Consider the following 18,841-nt stretch of genomic DNA (forward strand, 5'->3'; position numbering starts at 1 on the left):
TCCCAATAAGACTAAAGCACAAGGCCTGACCCCCAAGGCCTGACCCCCAAGGCCTGACCCCCAAGGCCTGACCCCCAAGGCCTGACCCCCAAGGCCTGACCCCCAAGGACTGATCGACAACTCGCTTCACCGGCGGGGCCCGGCGCACGGCTCGACCGCCGATCTCCGCCGGTGAGCGATCGCGCTTACGGTTGATTCATGACCCGAGCGACCCGATCGATCGCCCCCGCGACTGCAGGTGACGTGTTCGCGCTGGTGCGCGCCGGCACCGCGACCACTCGCACCGAGATCGGGCAGCTCACCGGGCTCTCCCGCACCGCGGTGGCCTCCCGGGTCTCGGCCTTGCAGGCGCTCGGGCTGGTCGTCGAATGCGAGGAGGGTCCGTCCACGGGCGGCCGTCCGCCGGCGACCCTCACGTTCGGGGTCGACGCCGGCATCGTCCTCGTCGCCGCGATCGGCCGCAGCCGCACCCAGCTCGCGGTCTGCGACCTGGCCGGTCGTCTGTTGTGTACCGACGACGTGGAACAGGAAATCGGCAACGACCCCGACGAACTGATGCCGCTCGTCGCCGCGCGTCTCGGGGCGCTGCGCGACACCCTCGGCCCGGAACGCCCGAAGACCGTCGGAATCGGTGTCGCTCTGCCCGGCACCGTCGACGTCGACCGGGGCTGCAGCCGCAACTCACCGACGATGGCCGGGTGGGACGGCGTGCCGCTGCAGCCCTATTTCGCCGCTCTCGGCGACGTGCCGATCTTCGTCGACAACGACGCCAACGCCATGGTTCTGGCCGAGCGTTTCGGTGAGCGGCGCAAGTTCCGCGACATGCTGCTCATCAAGGCCTCCACCGGGCTTCGTGCGGGCATCGTCTCCGGTGGTGTGCTGCAGCGCGGCGCGGTCGGCGCGGTGGGGGAGATCGGTCATACGAAAATCGCTGCGGCGCAAGGCGTCGTGTGCCGCTGCGGCAACGTCGGGTGTGTCGAGGCCGTGGCCGGCGGCTGGGCGCTGGTTCGCGACCTGGAGGCGCTGGGCCGCAGCGTCACCCACATCCGCGACGTCGTCGAACTCGCCGGAAACGGAGACTCCGAGGCGCGCAGACTGATCCGCGACAGCGGCAGACGCATCGGCGAGGTGGTCGCGGGCGCGGTCAACCTGCTCGACCCCGAGGTGCTCGTGGTCGGGGGAGACATGGCCGGCGCCTACGACGTCTTCGTCGCGGGCATGCGGGAAACCTTGTACGGCAACGCGATTTCCACGGCGACGCAGACGTTGCAGATCCTGCCCTGGGCGTACGGCGACCGGTCCGGCATGATCGGGTGCGCCTCCATGACGCTGGATCAGGTGCTCAGCATCGGGGCCGTCGACCGGATGGTCGCGGACCTCGTACGGCGGTGACCGGCCGGCGCGTTCAGCTCATCTCGGCTCGCGCCCGTTCGCTCAGTTCGATCAACTGCACGTAGTTGCCGTCCGGGTCCACCACCGTGCCGAACCAGCTGCCGTCGCGGTCTTCCAGCGGCGACAGCCAGGTCGCACCGAGGTCGTCGAGCCGTGCCGCGATCGCCGGAGCGTCGGTGACCTCGATGTTGAGGATCATCCGCCCGGGCTCGGGGTTCTTGCCGCCGACGTCGTCGCGCCGGTCGAGCATGAGGTAGAAGCCGTCGAAGTCGAGCACGTCGTACGCGGGTTCGCCCGGGGTGCGTTCGACCTTCGGCGCCAGTGCCGCGACGTACCAGTCGCGGAGCCGTTCCGGGTTGCTGCTGGCCAGAAGGATGCTGCCGATCGTGGGTGCGCTCATGTCCGCTCCTCGTCGCTCGGGCACGGCCGGTGCCGTGCGCCTCGTACAGGAACAGACCGGCGACCGGAGCGGAACTCATCGCGCCGGACCGGTCGTCACTCCGAGGCGAAGAGCCTCCGCCACCAGGAGATGCGCGCGGGAGGCGCCGGCACCGAATTCGCCGCGGGTCGATCCACGCGCTGTGCGATCGCGGCACGCCGATCCGCGCGCCACTGCTGCACCGTGTCGTCGGCGTCGACCATGTGCAGCGGCACGGGCAGCCGGTCGGGTGCGCGCAGGCAGTCGACGATGCGCCGGTTCAGTTCCGCGACGACCTCGCGCACACCGTCCTCGGTCGGGATGTCCCGCACGGTCTCCGGCAGCCGTTCGATCTCCTTGCGCAGCTGCAGCGGCGGCGGGAGCAGCGCCTCGGTGGACAGGCCTTCCCGGCGCAGGTAGTCCTTGACCCACCACAGCTCGTCGTCGCCGTAGTAGGGGATCGGCTTACCCGCGCCGGGCAGGTTGTCGAAGTCGCCGCGTTCCTGGGCGACGCGGATCTGTCGCTCGACCCACGACTCGAAGGTGATGTCCGGACGCTTGCGCTCGGTCATGAGGCCATTGTCCGCGACACACGATCAGTCGGCGATGTCCTGGTACTCGGGGTGCTTCTCGATGTAGGAGTGCACGAAGGGGCAGATCGGAACGATCCGCTTGCCCTGTTCGCGTACGTCGTCGAGGGCGAAGCGCACGAGTTTGCCGGACAGACCCCGGCCCGAGTAGGCGCCGTCGACCTCGGTGTGGTCGAACACGAGCTGGACATCGCCGTCCGGGTGGTACTGGGTGTAGCCGATGACGGTGTCGCCGTCGCGCAGTTCGTATCGCTGCAGGTCCGGGTTGTGGACGGTGATCACGGACGAGTCGCTCATGAATTTCCCCTAGCCGTTTCCGAGCAGGTGCTTGCGCATCGCGGTGAAGGAGTCGCCGAACCGCGTGACGTCCTCCGCGCTGAGCAGGTCGAACATACTCGAACGCACCGCTTCGACATGTCCGGGGCTGGCTTCGTCCAGCTTGGCGGCGCCCTCGTCGGTCAGTTCGGCCAGCGTGCCGCGTTTGTCCTCGGGGCATTCGACCCGGCGGACCAATCCGGCGTCGACGAGGCGGGCGATCGCGCGGGTGGCCCCGCTGCGGGTCGTGACCACGGCATCGGCCAGGGCGCTCATGCGCATGCGTCTACCCGGTGCCTCCGACAGGGCGACGAGCAGTTCGTAGTCCGTCAGCGAGAGGCCGGAGTCGCGGACGAGTTGCCGGTCGAGGGCCGCCATGAGCAGGCGCGTGGCGTCGAGATAGGCGCGCCAGGCGCGTTGCTCGTTGTCGTCGAGCCACCTCGGAGTGTCCATATTGCCAGGATACGCGATATGGTTGCGCGATCAACGACTGTGGCGGCCCTCGGGGCGATTACGGCGATTACTCCGGCGGGGAGACGTGCACGGAGATGTACAGCGGCTCACCCAGCTGCTCGAGCAGTGCGAGCTGGGTTTCGAGGTAGTCGATGTGTTCTTCCTCCTCGGCGAGGATCGACTCGAAGATGTTCGCCGACGTGATGTCGCTGACCGAGCGCATGTACTCGGACCCCTTCCGCAAGCGGTCGCGAGCCTCGATCTCCACCTGTAAGTCGGCTTCGAACATCTCCTTCACGGTCTGTCCGATGCGGATCGACCCGAGCCGCTGGTAGTTCGGCAGACCGTCGAGGAACAGAATCCGATCGGTGAGTGTTTCGGCGTGACGCATCTCTTCGAACGACTCGGCGCGCGTGTGTGACGCGAGCTTCGCCCAGCCGTTGTTGTCCTGCATCTTCGAGTGCAGGAAATACTGGTTGATCGCGGTGAGTTCGGCAGTCAGCTGCTCGTTGAGATACTCCAGGACCTTCTTGTCGCCCTTCATGGAACCTCCCGGGGTGGAACCATCGAGTTCACCGCCGGGTAGGGGCTGGCTACACGGCGGTCTCGAGTTCGATGTTCTCACTCTGGCGGGCGGCCCGCAGGATCGCCGAGATATTGCGTACGCAACCGCCGCAGTCGGTACCCGCCCGGCATGCCGCGCTGATTTCCCGGGTACAGCGCGCGCCTGCAGCGATCTCGGCCTCGATGTGATTGTGAGTGAGAGCGTGGCAGCTGCAGACGTACATGCGGTCGACCAATCTGGAGCGGTGGTACTTAGGATGTCCAAACCTTACCGTACTAAGGCCTGGCTACCCTGTGATCGTAATCACATTGCGACCGTTTCTGCGTCGGGAAAATGCCCAGCCTCCACCCAGGTCACTCAGAACTGTTGCTGCTGTTGCAGTTGCGACGACACCGCATGATTGATGCGTTGCAGTCCGCTGTTCGTCAGCCCCGGCAGCTGTCCTTCGATCATCCGGACCACCGAACTGTCGTCGATCACCTTCTCGCTGGACTGGATGAGCACCGTCCCCGCGCCGGTGAAATCGAACTGCCGCTCCTCGCCGGACTGCACGCCGAACATGCGCGCACCGGCCGCGACGAACCCGGTCACCCAGGACTCGTCGAAGTGATGGCTGGGGGACGGGCAGTCCGCCCAGCCCACCAGCGCCTCCGGGTCCACCCGCAACGGCGGCTCCGCGAAGATCACCGGGCCGTTCGACGACGCCAGGAACTTGCCGGTTCCGATCAACGTGAGGAAACCGGGCACGATCGACTGGTTCAGCGACAATCCTGGCTCGAACGCCAGCAGGTTCGCGGCCCGGATGGTCAGGTTGCCGTCGTCGAGATCGTAGGAGTTGATGTCGTAGCCGCGGTCGCCGAGGATCAGCTTTCCGTAGCCCTCGGCGACCACGTAGTCACCCAGATACAACGGTGCCGAGAACTGGTGGGCCACCATCTGCAACAGCTGCCCCTGCAGCCCGTGGGTGAGCGCGGTGAACTGCATCTGGCCGTAGTAGGCGATCATCGCGCCCTTCGACAGGAACCACGGGCTCTGTAGATCGATGCAGTACGCGTAGTTGTTGCCGGGCACGTTGTCGTTGCCGACGAGATGCGACGGATTCAGAACGACACTCACAGCTTCTCCTCCGATGCCTGCACGTAGACGATGCCCTGCCCGGTGCACTCGAGCTGCAGACTCTCGCCCCCGGTCCGGCCGGCGTTGCGCCAGCTCATCGTCGACTTCAGGTCGGTCCGCACCGGCCCGAGCGCCGCGACGAACGACTGTGGATCGACGAACACCGGTGCCGGTCCACCGACCTGCAGCTCGATGATCCCGCCGTGGGCCAGCAGCACCGCCGCCCCGTAACCCGACAACTGGGTGGTGAACATGCCGGTGCCCGTCACCATGCCGGTGGCCGCGCCGCGCAGCGCCCCGAGCAGACCGCCGCCACCGCCGCCCGCGGCCGCCGGAGCGGCGGACGCCTGCACGACCGCGCTCTGCAGGCCCGAGGTGTGCGCGAGCAGTCGGGACGCCTCCACCCGCAGTTCCCCACCGGCGGACATGTCCACGATGTGGGTTTCGAGGCCACGGAATCCGTAGTGCACGACGCCGTTGCCCTGCGCGACCATCGTCGCCTCGTGCTCGCCCTGCATCATGCGTCCGGCCATCGCCGCGATCCCGCCCATGCCGGGCATACCGCCGGCACCGGGAACCTGATGCGGGCTGAAATGTACTGTCCCCGTGTAGAAGAGCATCGCGCCGCGGCGTGCAACGACGGGCCCCGACTGGTTCAGGTCGACGCGGACGACCTTGTTGTTGACCTTGGTGAAAGTCATCGTCTTCCTACCGTTCCGCCGGCTGGATGGACACGACACCCATCCCGTCCCACTTGAGCGAGAAGGCTTCGCCGCTGCCCTGACCGATCGCGGACCGCCACGACACGTCGGTGACGAACGACTGCGTCAACTGTCCCTTCGCGCAGACGAAGGCATCCGGGTCCACGACCAGTGGGTACTGGGGAGAGACCTCGAGGTGGATCAGCGGCCCGCCCGACGACAGCAGTGCGACCTGTCCGGTGCCCGTGACCGTCGTGGTGAACAGTCCCTGACCGCTCATGCCGCCCCGGACCCCGGCGAACGCGACATTGGTGGCGAGGTTCCCGTTCAGAGCCAGCAACTGCTCGGACTCGACCTGCAGCGTCTCGTTGTTCAGGTCGAGCACGGTCACGTTCCGGCCCCGATGCGCGAGATAGACGACGCCGGTGCCGCTGGCCTCCATCAGAGACAACCCCTCACCGGTCGCGCGCTGCCGCAGACCCGCGAGCACGCCCTCGCCGCCGCCGAACCCGGCCGACTTGAAGCTCACCTGGCCTTCGTAGGCCACCATCGAGCCCGACAGGGCGCGGATGCTGGTGTTGCTCAGCTGGGCCTCGATGACCCGTTTCGATTTCTCGAGCAGTCGCATGGCGCGAAACGATAGCGGGTGCAGGTCGTGCGCGCCTAGCGGCAGTCGACTGTCGAATGCGCTGCTCGTCCCGAACGGGATCCGGCCCGGTCCGCGTGTGGCGGGCCGGGCCGGATTTCGTCGTACCTGTGGGGGTTCTACAGGCCGAGATCCTTGGCGATGATCGTCTTCATGACCTCGCTGGTGCCGCCGTAGATGCGGCTGACGCGCGTGTCCGCGTACAGGCGCGCGATCGGGTACTCGGTGATGTAGCCGTAGCCACCGTGCAGCTGCAGGCACTTGTCGATGATGCGTCCGGCCACCTCGGTGCCGAACAGCTTCGCGCGGGCGGCGTCGGGCACGGTGAGCTCACCGCGGTCGTGCAGTTCGAGGGCGTTGTCGACCATCAGCTGCAGGGCCTGCAGCTCCGTCGAGCATTCGGCGAGCACGAACTTCGTGTTCTGGAACGCGGCGACCGGCTTGCCGAACACCTTGCGGTCCTTGGTGTATGCGAGCGCGTGCTGCACCGCCGCGGCCGCGGTTGCCGACGCACCGAACGCGATGGTGAGCCGCTCCTGCGCGAGGTTGTGGGTCAGGTACTGGAAGCCCTTGCCCTCCTCGCCCAGCAGGTCCTCGACAGGAACCTTGACGTCGGAGTACGACAGCTCCGCGGTGTCGGAGGTCTTCAGGCCGATCTTGTTGAGCTTGCGGCCCACCGAGAATCCCTCGGAGGTGGTGTCGACGACGAGGATCGACAGGCCGGCGCGCCGGTTCTCCGGATCGAACGGCGCGGTGCGGCAGACCGTGAGGATGCGGTCGGCCAGGGCGCCGCCGGTGATGAACGTCTTCGCGCCGTTGATCACGTAGTGGGTGCCGTCCTCGGACAGCTTGGCGGTGGTGGCGATGTTCGCGAGGTCCGAACCGGTGCCCGGCTCGGTCATGGCGATCGCGAACATCAGGTCACCGGAGCAGAATCCCGGGATCCAGCGCTGCTTCTGCTCCTCGGTTCCGTACTCCAACAGGTACGGCAGGATGAGATTCGAGTGCACCGAGTACGAGCCGAAGGTCACACCGGCGGCCGAGCATTCCTCGGCGACAACCGCATTGAACTTGATCGAGCTCTCGCCACCGCCGCCGTACTCCTCCGGAGCCTGGATGCCGAGGATGCCCAGCTCGCCGAGACGGTTGTAGAACTTGCGCGGGGGATGCCCGTCGGCCTCCCACTCGTGGTACACCGGCGCGACTTCCTTCGCGATGAAGTCGCGCACCGTCTCGCGGAACGCCTCGTGATCCTCGTTGTACACCGTACGCTGCACGGTCGAACTCCCTCTGGTTGTCCGGTTGGTCGAATTACAGTGCGTAACTACGCAGTACACCCTTGCTGATGATCGTCTTCTGGATCTCGCTGGTGCCTTCGCCGATGAGCAGGAACGGCGCTTCGCGCATGAGCCGTTCGATCTCGTATTCCTTGGAGTAGCCGTAGCCGCCGTGGATGCGGAAGCTGGCCTGGGTGACCTCCGAGCAGTACTCGCTGGTGAGGTACTTGGCCATGCCGGCCGCGACGTCGTTGCGTTCGCCCGAATCCTTCAGGCGCGCAGCGTTGACCATCATCAGGTGGGCTGCCTCGACCTTGGTGGCCATCTCTGCGAGGGAGAACCCGATCGCCTGGTGCTGTGCGATGGGCTTGCCGAAGGTGGTGCGCTGCTGGGAGTACTGCGCGGCGAGCTCGAACGCGCGGATCGCGACACCGCACGCGCGGGCCGAGACGTTGACGCGGCCGACCTCGACGCCGTCCATCATCTGGAAGAAGCCCTTGCCGGGGACGCCGCCGAGGATGTCGGTGGCCTTGGCCTTGTAGTTGTCGAAGATGAGCTCGGTGGTGTCGATGCCCTTGTAGCCCATCTTGTCGATCTTGCCGGGGATGGTGACCCCGGGGACGACCTCGCCGAATCCGGCGGGCTTCTCGACCAGGAAGGTGGTCAGGTTCTGGTGCGCCTTCTCGGCGCCCTCCTCGGTCTTGACCAGCGCGGCGACCAGCGTCGAGCTGCCGCCGTTGGTCAGCCACATCTTCTGGCCGTTGATGACGTAGTCGCCGCTGTCGTCGCGCTTGGCCTTGGTGCGGATCGCGGCGACGTCCGAGCCGAGTTCGGGCTCGGACATGGAGAAGGCACCGCGGGTCTCACCGGTGGCCATCTTCGGCAGGTAGTAGTTCTTCTGCTCGTCGGTGCCGTGCTGGCGCAGCATGTACGCGACGATGAAGTGGGTGTTGATGACGCCGGAGACGCTCATCCAGCCGCGGGCGAGTTCCTCGACGCACAGCGCGTAGGTGAGCAGCGACTCGCCGAGGCCGCCGTACTCCTCGGGGATCATCAGGCCGAACAGGCCCATCTCCCGCATCTGGTCGACGATCGCCTGCGGGTAGGTGTCCGAATGCTCGAGTTCCTGCGCGTTCGGGATGATCTCGCGGTCGACGAATGTGCGGACGGTGTCCAGGATTTCGGTCTGGAACTCGGTCAGGCCGATCGTCTGGGCGAGGCGGGTCATGCGTGATCCTTCTGGTTGATGCGGACGGTGCCGGCTGCGGCGAGGGCGTCGACCTCGTCGCCGGTGAGACCGAGGTGCTCGACGAGCACGTCGGCGGTGTCGTCACCGTTGGCGGGAGCGGGGCGGACGGCCGGGTACCCGCCGTCGAACGACATGGGGACCGCGGCCGCGGAGTAGGTGCCGATACGCGGCTGGTCGAGCTGCTGGAACATCGGATTGTCCGTGACCCGGGGGTCGGCGGCGAGCTCGGCGAACGTGCGGTAGCGCTCGTGCAGGATGGAGGTCCCGTCGAGCGCGGCTTCGACCTCGGCTGCGGTGCGGGCGCCGAACCACCCGGCGAACAGGCCGTTCAGTACCGCGCGGTGCTTGTAGCGTTCGCCCTCGATGCGGAAGTCGGCGCCGAGCGCGGCTTCGACGGCGGTGACGGCCGCGGTCGTGCCGGTCAGCTCCGTGAGGTCGCGGAAGTGCCGCGGGGTCAGCGCGACGATCATGAAGCGGGCACCGTCGGAGGTGGCGAAGTCGCAGCCGTAGGTGCCGTAGACGGCGTTGCCGACGCGGCCGCGTCCCGTCAGGCCGAGCTGCGCCTCGGCGATGTAGCCGAGATTGCCCACCGTCGCGAACGCGACATCCTCCAGCGGCAGAACGATCTTGGTGCCGGCTCCGGTGACCTCGCGGCGGTACACCGCGGACGCCACCGACAGCGCGGCGTACAGACCGCACGAGACGTCCCATGCGGGCAGCACGTGGTTGACCGGGCCGTCGAGATTCTCCGGACCGGTGACCTGCGGGAAGCCGGCGGCGGCGTTGACGGTGTAGTCGACGGCGCCGGTGCCGTCGGCACGTCCGAGCACCTGCACGTGGATCAGGTCGGGACGGATCGCGGCCAGGGCGTCGTAGTCCAGCCAGTCGCGGCCGGCGGCGTTGGTGACGACGATCCCGGCGTCGATGATCAGGTCGCGGATCAGCTTGTGCGCGTTCGGATCACGGAAGTCCGCGGCGAACGAGCGCTTGCCCTTGTTCAGGTTCGCCCAGTAGATCGACTCGCCGTCCTCGGTCAGCGGCCACCGCTTGTAGTCGGCGGCTCCACCGATCGGGTCGATGCGGATCACGTCGGCGCCGAGGGCGGCGAGGGTCATTCCGCACAACGGCGCGGCCACGAAGCTCGACACCTCGATCACGCGCACACCGGCGAGGGGTGCCGTGGACGAAGGGAGCTCGTCGGTGGAAGCGGTGGAGTTCATGCGTTGCCTGTCCTCGTCACGAGGTCCGGGCACACCTGTCCCGAACCGATTGCCACGTCAGAATGCAACACATCTCACCTACGGAACCAGGACCGTTCGGCTATCGGACGGTTAGCGCACACCAATGAGCTGATCGTCGAACTGAGCGCGGGTCACAACTGCTTTCGGTCCGGTTGTGATCTTTCATAGGTACGAGTGATCGATCCGTTCACATACGGCTCTTTGCGGTCCGTGAGATGGGTCACGTTCAATGTGTACGGACGCCAGGCGTGATGTTCCACGTAGAGGCCGGGGTAGGTCCCCGCTTCTCACCCTCCGAGTTCTGAAGGGACTCCCCAGTGACTACAGGCGAAATCGTCAACGGCAGATCGGACACTCCTGATGCCGCGAGGGCGAAAGCCCCCGCCTTCAAGGTGACCGCGGGCCGCGCATGGGGGATGACCGGGCTGGTCATCTTCCTCTACGTCGTCAACTACGCGGACAAGGCCGTCCTCGGCATCATCGCGAAGCCGCTGAAGGAAGACCTCGGCCTCACCTCGTCGCAGATCGGCTTGGTCGGTTCGCTCTTCTTCGTGACGTTCACGATCGGCGGGTTCCTCGCAGGCCCGCTCAACAAGTACCTGACCCTGCGGTGGGCGCTGCTGGCACTCGGCGTGATCTGGTCGGTCGTCATGCTCCCGCTCGTCGTCTCGGCGTCGCTCGTGTTGCTGATCGTGTGCCGCATGCTCCTCGGTCTGGCCGAAGGACCGAGCTCGGCACTCATGCATGCCGCGACCTACTCGTGGCATCCGCCGGCCAAGCGTGGTCTGCCGGGCGCGTTCCTCGCCGGCTCGGCGTCGGTTGCGAAGATCGCCCTCGCGCCCGTGCTCACGTACATCACGGTCGAGTACGGCTGGAAGATGGCGCTGATCGCGCTCTCGGTCCTCGGTGGCGTGTGGGTCCTGTCGTGGCTGTCGGGCTGGAAGGAAGGTCCCTACACCGCGAAGGTCGTCAAGGGTGGTGACGCCGCGAGCGCATCCACCGAGCCGTCCGTGCCGTGGAGCAAGATCTTCCTCAACCGCACATTCGCGAGCTGCGCACTTCTGATCATCGTCGTCTACGCGCTGACCACCGTCGTCCTGACCTGGCTTCCCTCGTACTTCCAGGACGGCCTCGGCTACAGCCAGCTCCAGGCCGGTTCCATGTTCGCCTTCCCGTCGATCGTCGGCCTGTTCCTCATGATCGTCTCCGGATCCGTCACCGACCGCCTGGCCGGCAAGGGCACCAGCTCCCGGGTCGTCCGCATCATCGTGCCGTGCGTCGGCGTGCTCATCTGCGGTGCCGTGCTGGTCTTCCTCCCCTACATCGGGACGCCGGCCCTCGCTGTCGCCGCGGTCTCCATCGGCTACGGCTTCGGTGCGATCGTGTTCCCGCTGATCAACGCCGCGATCTCGGAGCTGTGCCCGCCGCAGCAGACCGCGGGCACCATGGGTGTGTTCCTCGCGCTCATGGCGATCGGTGGCCTGGTCGCCCCGTACGCGACCGGTGTCATCGTCGACAACGCCGCGACTCCGGCCGAGGGTTACGCCACCGCGTTCCAGGTCATCGGTGTGCTCGGTGTGATCGCCGCGGTGCTGGTGCTGGCACTCGCGAACCCCGATCGCGACCGCAAGCTGATCCGCAGCGAGGCCTGACGAAAGTAGTGGCATAGCTTCCACCTAACGGAAGCTTCCGCCGAAAGACTTTCCCTCACCGGCCGGGTGCGTGGTCTCCTCGAATGTGAGGACCACCACCCGGCCGGTCATCGTTTTCCCTTCGCCACGGTTGCCCGGCAACCGTGTCCCCGCAACAGCAAAGGACCGATTCGCATGCGCGATGCCGTGATCGTCGACGCCGTCCGGACCCCCATCGGGCGTCGCGGTGGCGCACTGTCCGAGATCCACCCCGTCAACCTGTCCGCACACGTGCTGACGGCGCTCGCCGAGCGGACCGGCCTCGACCCCGCCACCATCGACGACGTCCAGTGGGGCTGCGTCAGCCAGGTCGGCGACCAGGCCGGAATCGTCTCGCGCAGCGCGGTGTTCGCGGCAGGATGGCCGGTCACCGTGCCCGCCACCACGATCAACCGCGCGTGCGGCTCCAGCCAGCAGGCCGTGTCCTTCGCCGCCGCGACCGTCATCTCCGGCCAGAACGACGTCGTGGTCGCCGGTGGTGTCGAGTCCATGAGCCGCGTGCCGATGGGCAGCGCCAGCAAGGACGGCCAGCACTTCCCGCAGAACGTGCGCGACCGCTTCGGTGTCGAGGGCTTCAGCCAGGGCATCGGCGCCGAGATGATCGCCGAGAAGTGGGGCTTCTCGCGCACCGCGCTCGACGAGTTCTCGCTGCGCTCGCACGAGCTGTCCGCCGCGGCCACCGATGCGGGCGCCTTCACCGGCCAGATCGCCCCCGTCGGCGACTTCGCCACGGACGAGGGCATCCGCCGCGGCGGCACCCTCGAGTCGCTCGGCAAGCTCAAGACCGTCTTCAAGGAGGACGGCGTCATCCACGCCGGCAACTCCTCGCAGATCTCCGACGGTGCCGGCGCCCTGCTCATCACCACCAGCGAATACGCCGCGGCGCAGGGCTGGACCCCGCTCGCCCGCATCCACACCGCCGTCGTCGCCGCCGACGACCCGGTCGTCATGCTCACCGGCCCGATCCCCGCGACCGAGAAGGCGCTGAAGCGTTCCGGTCTGTCGATCGACGACATCGGCGCCTTCGAGATCAACGAGGCGTTCGCCCCGGTGCCGCTCGCGTGGCAGGCCGAGACCGGCGCCAAGCTCGACCGTCTCAACCCGCTCGGCGGTGCCATCGGTGTCGGTCACCCGCTCGGTGGCTCCGGTGCGATCCTCATGACGCGTCTCGTGCACCACATGCGCGACAACGGAATCCGCTACGGCCTGCAGTCCATGTGCGAGGCCGGCGGCATGGCCAACGCCACCATCCTCGAACTCCTCTGACCTGACCCGCATCGACCGAAGGAAATCGAACACCATGGAACTCAAGGGACTTTCGATCGCGATCACCGGTGGCGCCTCGGGCCTCGGCCTCGCCACCGCGCGCCGCGTCCTCGACGCGGGCGGCACCGTCACCCTGATCGACCTGCCCACCTCCAACGGCGCGGACGTCGCGGCCGAACTCGGTGACGCTGCGGTCTTCGCCCCCGCCGACGTCACCGACGCCGACCAGTTCGCCGCCGCCCTCGACGTCGCGCACGAGCGCGGCGGGCTGCGCGGCGTCGTCCACTGCGCCGGTGCCGGCCGCAAGATGCGCGTGCTCGACAAGGAAGGCAAGGCCGGGTCGCTCGAGGACTTCGAGTTCGTGATCCGTCTCAACCTCATCGGCTCGTTCAACGCGCTGCGCCTCGGCGCCGAGCGCATGGCGCAGCTCGAGCCGATCGACGGTGAGCGTGGCGCGGTCGTCATGACCGCTTCGGTCGCGGCGTTCGAGGGCCAGATCGGGCAGATCAACTACTCGGCGTCGAAGGCCGGCATCGTCGGCATGACGATCGTCGCCGCCCGCGACCTGGCCAGCAAGGGCATCCGCGTCAACACGATCGCCCCCGGCATCATGGACACCCCGCTGCTCGCCCGCCTGCGCGAGGACGTGCGCGCATCGCTCGAGGCGACCGTCCCGAACCCGTCCCGCCTGGGCCGCCCGGACGAGTTCGGCCGCCTCGCGGCGTCGATCCTCGAGAACGGCTACATCAACGGCGAGACCATCCGCCTCGACGGTGCCATCCGCATGGCGCCGCGGTAACGGCTGTATCGCAATGGATCTCAGCACTCTTACCCAGATGCACCTGACCTACCCGCAGGTGTCCATGGCCGTGTGGGCGCAGAGCATGGGTGCTCGCTACGGGGACCGGCTCGCCATCGTCGACGGTGACCGCACCTGCACGTACCGCGAACTCGACGAGCGGTCCGCGCAGTTCGCGAGCGCGCTCGCCGCGTCCGGTGTGCGGCCGCGCGATGTGGTGCTGCTGCACATCGGCAACTGCATCGAGTTCGTCGTCGCCTACTACGGCACGCTGCGGGCCGGCGCGACCGTCACCCCGGTCAACCCGCTGCAGCCGCTGCCGGGTCTGCGTCGCCAGATCGAGGAGACCGGCGCGGTCGTCGGTGTCAGCCAGCCCGCGCAGGCACAGACCCTGCGGGACGCCGCGGCCGGTACGTCGCTCACGACGGTGGTCGTCGCCGGTGACGGGGTCGTCGCGGACGGCCCGGTCGTCGGGTTCGACGCGTTCCTCGCCGGGCAACCCACCGAGTTCGCGGCGGCCGAGGTCACCGGCGACGACGTCGCGCACCTCGCCTTCACCGGCGGTACGACCGGCATCTCGAAGGGCGTGCGGGTACTGCACCGCAACGTCGTCGGCAACGTCACCCAGATGTGCGCGTGGCGCGCGGGGCACGCCGTCCGGGAGACCCCCGACGGCCTGGTCACGCTCGACCCGATCGAGGAGCTCGACATCTACGGCGTCCAGCCCGGCACGGGTTCGACGGTCGTGGTGTCGCCGCTGTTCCACGCGCACGCGCTGATCAACACGTCGTTCCTGCTGATGTGCGGGTTGACGCAGGTGATGGCCGGTCGCTTCGATCCCGCGCGCATGCTCGAGCTCATCGAGAAGCACGAGGCGAGCTACATCACGGGCAGCCCCGCGATGTGGCATTCGCTGGCCACCCATCCGGATGTCGCCACCCGCGACACCTCGACGGTGCGGGTCGTCTCGTCCGGTGCCGCGCCGATCGACCGCGGCACGCTCGACGCGCTGGTCACGGCGTTCCCCAATGCGCGGGTCACCGAGGGCTACGGCCTGACCGAGGCGACGTGTGTGGTCACGGCCAACCCGCTGGGCGTCGGCACGGACTACCGCCTCGGCAGTGTCGGGATCCCCATCTTCGACACCGAGGTGCAGATCCGTGCGCAGGGCACCACGACCGAGGTCGGTCCCGGGGAGCACGGTGTGCTGTGGGTCCGCGGACCGCAGGTCACCGACGGATACCTGAATCACCCCGACATCACGGCGCAGCAGTACGTCGACGGATGGCTCGACACCGGTGACATCGCCTACAAGGACGAGGACGGCTACGTGTTCATCGCGGACCGCGCGAAGGACATGCTGATCTACAAGGGCTACAACGTGTATCCGCGTGAGCTCGAGGAGATCCTGGTGTCGCACCCGTCGGTGTCGACGGCCGCGGTGATCGGCCGCGACGCCGGCGCGGTCGGGCAGGAGCCCATCGCGTTCGTGGTCCCGCGTGACGGCGCCGACGTCGACGAGGCGGAACTGATGACGTTCGTCGCCGAACAGGTGTTGCCGTACAAGAAGATTCGCGATGTCGTGGTGGTCGATGCGCTGCCGACGTCGGCGGCCGGCAAGATCCTCAAGACGGATCTGCGGTCGCGGCTGGCGGAGGTGTCGCAGCCGAGCTGACAGGCGAAACCCCTCCCTCGTATCCGATCCCGTGTATCCGAGCGAACGGCACGCTCGGTCGGTTGAAGGAGACGAGCGGTACATTCGCTCGGTCACGGGGAGGGTTATCCGACGATGCCGGCCAGTGGCGGCGTCCCCTGTGGGGCGCCGCCACTCGGCGTCTTCGGGCACCGTTGGTGAGGTAAGGCTTAATTAACGGAGTTTTTTTCCTCTATTCTCGTGATCATGTACGAGTCGACCGCTACGCACGACACGGGGAAAACATCGCGGAGCCGCACGGGAGCGGCGGTGGTCGCGGCGTCGGTGATCGTATCGGTGTGCGCGGTGATCGTGGCGATCGCCGCCGTCGTCGTCGCGGTGCGCTTTCCCGGTGATTCGGGTGAGCGGGAGGCCGATCCGTCGCTGAGTGCGGCGATTCTCGCGGCCCTGCAGGCGAACGCGTCCGACGTCGGCGCGGGTGCCGCTCCGGCCCCGGCGCCCGCCGAGCCCGGGGTCCCGGCGGACGAGGCGCCTGCGGAAGCGGCTCCCGCGCCGATCGCACCGGCCCCGGCCGCGTCACTCCCGGAACCGGCTGCCGCTCCCGCCCCTGCCGTGGCACCCGAACCGGTCGCCGAAGCGCCGGCGGCTCCCGCCGCGGTCGCGGCCCCGTCGGGCGCCGAACTGACCGCTGTCCTGCGGTCCGCCGTCGATCCGGCCAACCCCGCATCGGTCCGCCAGTCGTACGTCGAGCGCGGCTCGGAAGCGGCGGGCGTGCTCGAACAGATCAGCGGCCGGGCCGGGCAGATGCTCGCGGTCGTGAACCCGACCGTCGTCGACCCGATCTCGGTCGACGGCAATACCGCGTCCGGACGGCTGCAGGTGATGTTCGCCGGTGCCGCCGGTCCGCAGACCCCGCTGCGTCTGACCTTCGTGAACGACGGCTCCGGGTGGAAGCTGTCCGCGCGCAGCGTGTGCGACGTCGCGTCGTTCAACGGTTTTTCGTGTCCGTCGGGGTACGCGCGCTGACGACACCCTCACCCGGCGAGAACAGTGCGCTCCACCGTCCCACCAGGAAGCGGATCGCGACGTCCACGACGAGCGCGGCGCCGATGATCGTCAGGGCCCACGCGAACAGTTCCGGCGTCTGCAACAGCGTCCGGGCCTGCGCGATCGCCGCGCCGACACCGTCCGGTGCGGACAGCAGCTCCGCCATCACCGCGACGCGCACGGCGCCGGACGCGACCGCGCCGGCCGCACCCACGATCGGCGGCAGCACCGCCGGGCCTATCACGAACACGATCCGGCGGGTCCGCGAAAGACGCAGTCCCGCAGCCAGTTCCCTCAGGTGTGGGTCGACGGCGCGCAGTGCCGCGGTGGTCGCGGCGGCCACCAGCGGTGTCATGACGGTCGCGGTCACCACGATCGTGATGGCGGGGTCGCTGCCGAACCACAGCACCAGGCACACGATCAGCACGATCGGTGGCAGGCCCTGCAGGATCGCGCGCAGCGGCGCCAGGAATCCGTCCGCGACGGCGGACACCGAGGCGGCCCAGCCGATCAGCACTCCCACGACCAGTGCCGCGCCGGTCGCCGCCGCCGCCCGGCCCAGGGTGATCGCCAGTTCCACGGCGAGCGTTCCGTCGACGAGCAGGTCCCACCACGCGGTGAGCGTCTCGGCCGGGCTCGGCATCACGGCGGGGGAGCGGCCCAGTGACAGCTGATGCCAGCCCGCGACCAGGGCGACGATGCACGCCGTCGCGCCGAAAAGATACCGCGGCGTGCTCACCCCGCCGAGCCCGCGTAGAACCCGTCCGCGGGCAGTTCACCTCCGACGGATGCGGGCACGTTCTCGAGCAGCGACGAGTACAGCAGTTCGGTGTCGGCGCGACCCTCCGCGGCCGGCAGGTACACCGGACGCAGACCGGGCAGGACCCGGCCCACGACGTCCGCGGGCACCGGGATCCGCGCGGCGACCTCCGCCGCCCCCCGGGCGGGCGAGGAGACGACGGACACCACCGAGGAGACGAAGTTGGCCTGCAGTGCGGCCACCAGGTCGGGACGGGTGCGGGCCAGTTCGCCGCGCAGGACGAACCCGGCGAACGGCAGCGCCGTCGCGTCGGTGCGTTCGGTCCACAGCTGTTCGAGCCCGACCGCTTTGCCGACCGAGTCGGAGGTGTCCGCGACGACCGTCGCCAAATGTTCGGGCAGCACCGCGTACGTCATGGACCCGCTGGTCAGGCCGGTGGCGATGTCCAGGGGTGTGGGGTGGTACTCGAGCGTGACGTCCGGGTTTTCGCCGTCGTACGTCAATCCCGCGGAGTCGAGGATCTGCTGCATCGTCAGGTCGAGGATGTCCCCGGGGAAGGGAATGTGCACGACCTGGCCGCGCAGGTCGTCGAGCGTGGTCCCTTCCGGGCCCATGAGCTGGACGTTGTTGCCGCTCACGGTGCCGACCAGCACAAGATCGATACCCTGGGCGCACAGGTTCGCCGCGACGTTCACGGGCATCGCGGCCAGGTCGTATCGGCCGGCGATGAAGTTGGTCCGCAACTCCTCGGGGGTGCTCGCCGTCGAGACGGTCGTCTCCGCGATGCCCAGTTCGTCGAGCCGGGTCAGCGGCACGGCCATCGCAATGTTGTTGGCGACCCCGACGTTCAGCGTGTCGGGCAGGCCCGGGACCGGATCACCCGCGGCCGGGGCGGTGCCGCACGCGGTCGCGGCCTCGTCGCTGCCGCACGCGACGAGCCCGGCGGTCAGCACACCGGCGGCAGCAGCCGCGACGAGCGGACGGAACAGGAGGCGGACATGGGGTCGGTTCACGCGGATCCTTCCATCGAGGCGGGGGAGCGCAACGAACCCCGGATCGGGTTCGACGACGTGACGATCGTCCGGGGCGGCCGGAAGATCGTGGAGCGGCTCACCTTTCGGGTCGCCGCGGGAGAAATTCTGGCGCTGCTCGGTCCGTCCGGGCGCGGCAAGACCAGCGTGCTGCACGCCGGTGCCGGTCTGCTGCGCCCGGCGTCCGGGACGGTGGAGCGCCGCACCGAGGCGCAGTCCGTGCTGTTCCAGGAGGCCCGGCTGCTGCCGTGGATGAGTGTGGGACGCAACGTGCGCCTGGGCGCGCGGGACCGCTCGGTGTATTCGCTGCGCCCGTGCCCACGTGTCGACGAGGTCCTCGCCGAGGTCGGGTTGGCGGGCCATGCGGGGTCGGCGCCGTTCCGGTTGTCCGGCGGGATGCAGCGCAGGGCCGCGCTGGCCCGGGTTCTGTACAGCGAACCGCAGGTGGTGTTCGCGGACGAACCGTTCGCGCATCTCGATGCGCAGTCGGCCGGTCTCGTCGCGTCGGCATTGCGCCGCCTCGCGGATTCGGGTGCTGCGGTGCTGATCACAGCCCACGAGGAGACCGCCGTGTTCCCACTCATGGGAAATTACCGTACATTATTCCTCTAAAGTAAGCCTTAGCTGATT

Annotated in this window: 21 protein-coding genes; 7 read left to right on the top strand and 14 right to left on the bottom strand. The window is 68.2% G+C overall.

The annotated features are described in order from the left end of the window. The first annotated feature begins 198 nt into the window (after positions 1–198). Positions 199–1,392 carry an ROK family protein gene (locus ACWDUD_RS06165; RefSeq protein ID WP_450108698.1) on the top strand — a complete coding sequence of 398 codons (1,194 nt, stop codon included), beginning with the start codon at positions 199–201 and terminating at the stop codon, positions 1,390–1,392. 13 nt (positions 1,393–1,405) lie between these two features. Here ACWDUD_RS06165 and ACWDUD_RS06170 read toward each other — a convergent pair whose 3' ends face one another. From ACWDUD_RS06170 to ACWDUD_RS06225, 12 genes are all read right to left on the bottom strand, one after another. Further along, on the bottom strand, positions 1,406–1,792 hold the full coding sequence (locus ACWDUD_RS06170; RefSeq protein ID WP_420753019.1) for a VOC family protein: 387 nt from the start codon (positions 1,790–1,792) through the stop codon (positions 1,406–1,408). A 95-nt stretch (positions 1,793–1,887) separates the two neighbouring features. Next, the gene (locus tag ACWDUD_RS06175; RefSeq protein WP_450108699.1) at positions 1,888–2,382 is read right to left on the bottom strand and encodes a DnaJ family domain-containing protein; all 495 of its coding nucleotides are present in this window, start codon (positions 2,380–2,382) and stop codon (positions 1,888–1,890) included. A 24-nt stretch (positions 2,383–2,406) separates the two neighbouring features. Beyond that, positions 2,407–2,697: a GNAT family N-acetyltransferase gene (locus tag ACWDUD_RS06180; protein WP_197251695.1), complete on the bottom strand. Its 291-nt coding sequence runs from the start codon at positions 2,695–2,697 to the stop codon at positions 2,407–2,409. 9 nt (positions 2,698–2,706) lie between these two features. Further along, entirely contained in the window at positions 2,707–3,168 is a 462-nt protein-coding gene (locus ACWDUD_RS06185) for a MarR family winged helix-turn-helix transcriptional regulator (protein ID WP_197251694.1), read from the bottom strand. Between the two features lie 67 nt (positions 3,169–3,235). Next, on the bottom strand, positions 3,236–3,712 hold the full coding sequence (bfr, locus tag ACWDUD_RS06190) for a bacterioferritin (protein ID WP_197251693.1): 477 nt from the start codon (positions 3,710–3,712) through the stop codon (positions 3,236–3,238). 49 nt (positions 3,713–3,761) lie between these two features. Then, positions 3,762–3,956 (bottom strand): (2Fe-2S)-binding protein, encoded by a 195-nt coding sequence (locus ACWDUD_RS06195; RefSeq protein WP_197251698.1) that lies wholly within the window; start codon positions 3,954–3,956, stop codon positions 3,762–3,764. A gap of 134 nt (positions 3,957–4,090) precedes the next feature. Further along, entirely contained in the window at positions 4,091–4,849 is a 759-nt protein-coding gene (locus ACWDUD_RS06200) for an AIM24 family protein (protein ID WP_450108700.1), read from the bottom strand. Further along, complete coding sequence (locus ACWDUD_RS06205; protein ID WP_450108701.1) at positions 4,846–5,550, bottom strand: AIM24 family protein; 705 nt, start codon at positions 5,548–5,550, stop codon at positions 4,846–4,848. Before ACWDUD_RS06205 ends, ACWDUD_RS06200 begins: the two co-directional genes overlap by 4 nt. A gap of 7 nt (positions 5,551–5,557) precedes the next feature. Continuing rightward, a complete protein-coding gene (locus ACWDUD_RS06210) occupies positions 5,558–6,178 on the bottom strand; it encodes an AIM24 family protein (RefSeq protein WP_450108702.1) in 621 nt (206 codons plus the stop codon). A gap of 137 nt (positions 6,179–6,315) precedes the next feature. Next, complete coding sequence (locus ACWDUD_RS06215; RefSeq protein ID WP_450108703.1) at positions 6,316–7,473, bottom strand: acyl-CoA dehydrogenase family protein; 1,158 nt, start codon at positions 7,471–7,473, stop codon at positions 6,316–6,318. Positions 7,474–7,507: 34 nt separating this feature from the next. After that, positions 7,508–8,701 (bottom strand): acyl-CoA dehydrogenase family protein, encoded by a 1,194-nt coding sequence (locus tag ACWDUD_RS06220; RefSeq protein WP_450108704.1) that lies wholly within the window; start codon positions 8,699–8,701, stop codon positions 7,508–7,510. Beyond that, on the bottom strand, positions 8,698–9,942 hold the full coding sequence (locus ACWDUD_RS06225; protein WP_450108705.1) for a CoA transferase: 1,245 nt from the start codon (positions 9,940–9,942) through the stop codon (positions 8,698–8,700). Before ACWDUD_RS06225 ends, ACWDUD_RS06220 begins: the two co-directional genes overlap by 4 nt. 338 nt (positions 9,943–10,280) lie before the next feature. Between ACWDUD_RS06225 and ACWDUD_RS06230 the strand changes: the two genes are divergently transcribed. The 5 genes from ACWDUD_RS06230 (at position 10,281) to ACWDUD_RS06250 (ending at position 16,399) form a co-directional block, all read left to right on the top strand. Further along, positions 10,281–11,615 carry an MFS transporter gene (locus tag ACWDUD_RS06230; RefSeq protein ID WP_450108706.1) on the top strand — a complete coding sequence of 445 codons (1,335 nt, stop codon included), beginning with the start codon at positions 10,281–10,283 and terminating at the stop codon, positions 11,613–11,615. 174 nt (positions 11,616–11,789) lie between these two features. Then, positions 11,790–12,920: a thiolase family protein gene (locus ACWDUD_RS06235; protein ID WP_450108707.1), complete on the top strand. Its 1,131-nt coding sequence runs from the start codon at positions 11,790–11,792 to the stop codon at positions 12,918–12,920. A gap of 34 nt (positions 12,921–12,954) precedes the next feature. Beyond that, a complete protein-coding gene (locus ACWDUD_RS06240; RefSeq protein ID WP_197251686.1) occupies positions 12,955–13,719 on the top strand; it encodes an SDR family NAD(P)-dependent oxidoreductase in 765 nt (254 codons plus the stop codon). Between the two features lie 37 nt (positions 13,720–13,756). After that, a complete protein-coding gene (locus tag ACWDUD_RS06245; protein ID WP_450108708.1) occupies positions 13,757–15,394 on the top strand; it encodes a class I adenylate-forming enzyme family protein in 1,638 nt (545 codons plus the stop codon). 225 nt (positions 15,395–15,619) lie between these two features. After that, positions 15,620–16,399 carry a hypothetical protein gene (locus ACWDUD_RS06250; protein WP_450108709.1) on the top strand — a complete coding sequence of 260 codons (780 nt, stop codon included), beginning with the start codon at positions 15,620–15,622 and terminating at the stop codon, positions 16,397–16,399. On the opposite strand, the gene ACWDUD_RS06255 is transcribed toward ACWDUD_RS06250, so the two are convergent. Both ACWDUD_RS06255 and ACWDUD_RS06260 read right to left on the bottom strand, forming a co-directional pair. Continuing rightward, positions 16,362–17,159, bottom strand: coding sequence for an ABC transporter permease (locus ACWDUD_RS06255; protein WP_450108710.1), 798 nt, complete (start codon positions 17,157–17,159; stop codon positions 16,362–16,364). The two genes, ACWDUD_RS06250 and ACWDUD_RS06255, sit on opposite strands and share 38 nt — an antisense overlap. After that, the gene (locus tag ACWDUD_RS06260; RefSeq protein WP_450108711.1) at positions 17,156–18,193 is read right to left on the bottom strand and encodes an ABC transporter substrate-binding protein; all 1,038 of its coding nucleotides are present in this window, start codon (positions 18,191–18,193) and stop codon (positions 17,156–17,158) included. The genes ACWDUD_RS06255 and ACWDUD_RS06260 overlap by 4 nt, the downstream gene beginning before the upstream one ends. Between ACWDUD_RS06260 and ACWDUD_RS06265 the strand changes: the two genes are divergently transcribed. Further along, entirely contained in the window at positions 18,179–18,823 is a 645-nt protein-coding gene (locus tag ACWDUD_RS06265; RefSeq protein WP_450108712.1) for an ATP-binding cassette domain-containing protein, read from the top strand. The genes ACWDUD_RS06260 and ACWDUD_RS06265 overlap by 15 nt on opposite strands. Positions 18,824–18,841 lie beyond the last annotated feature (18 nt).

The sequence above is a fragment of the Rhodococcus sp. NPDC003382 genome, from assembly GCF_053589135.1.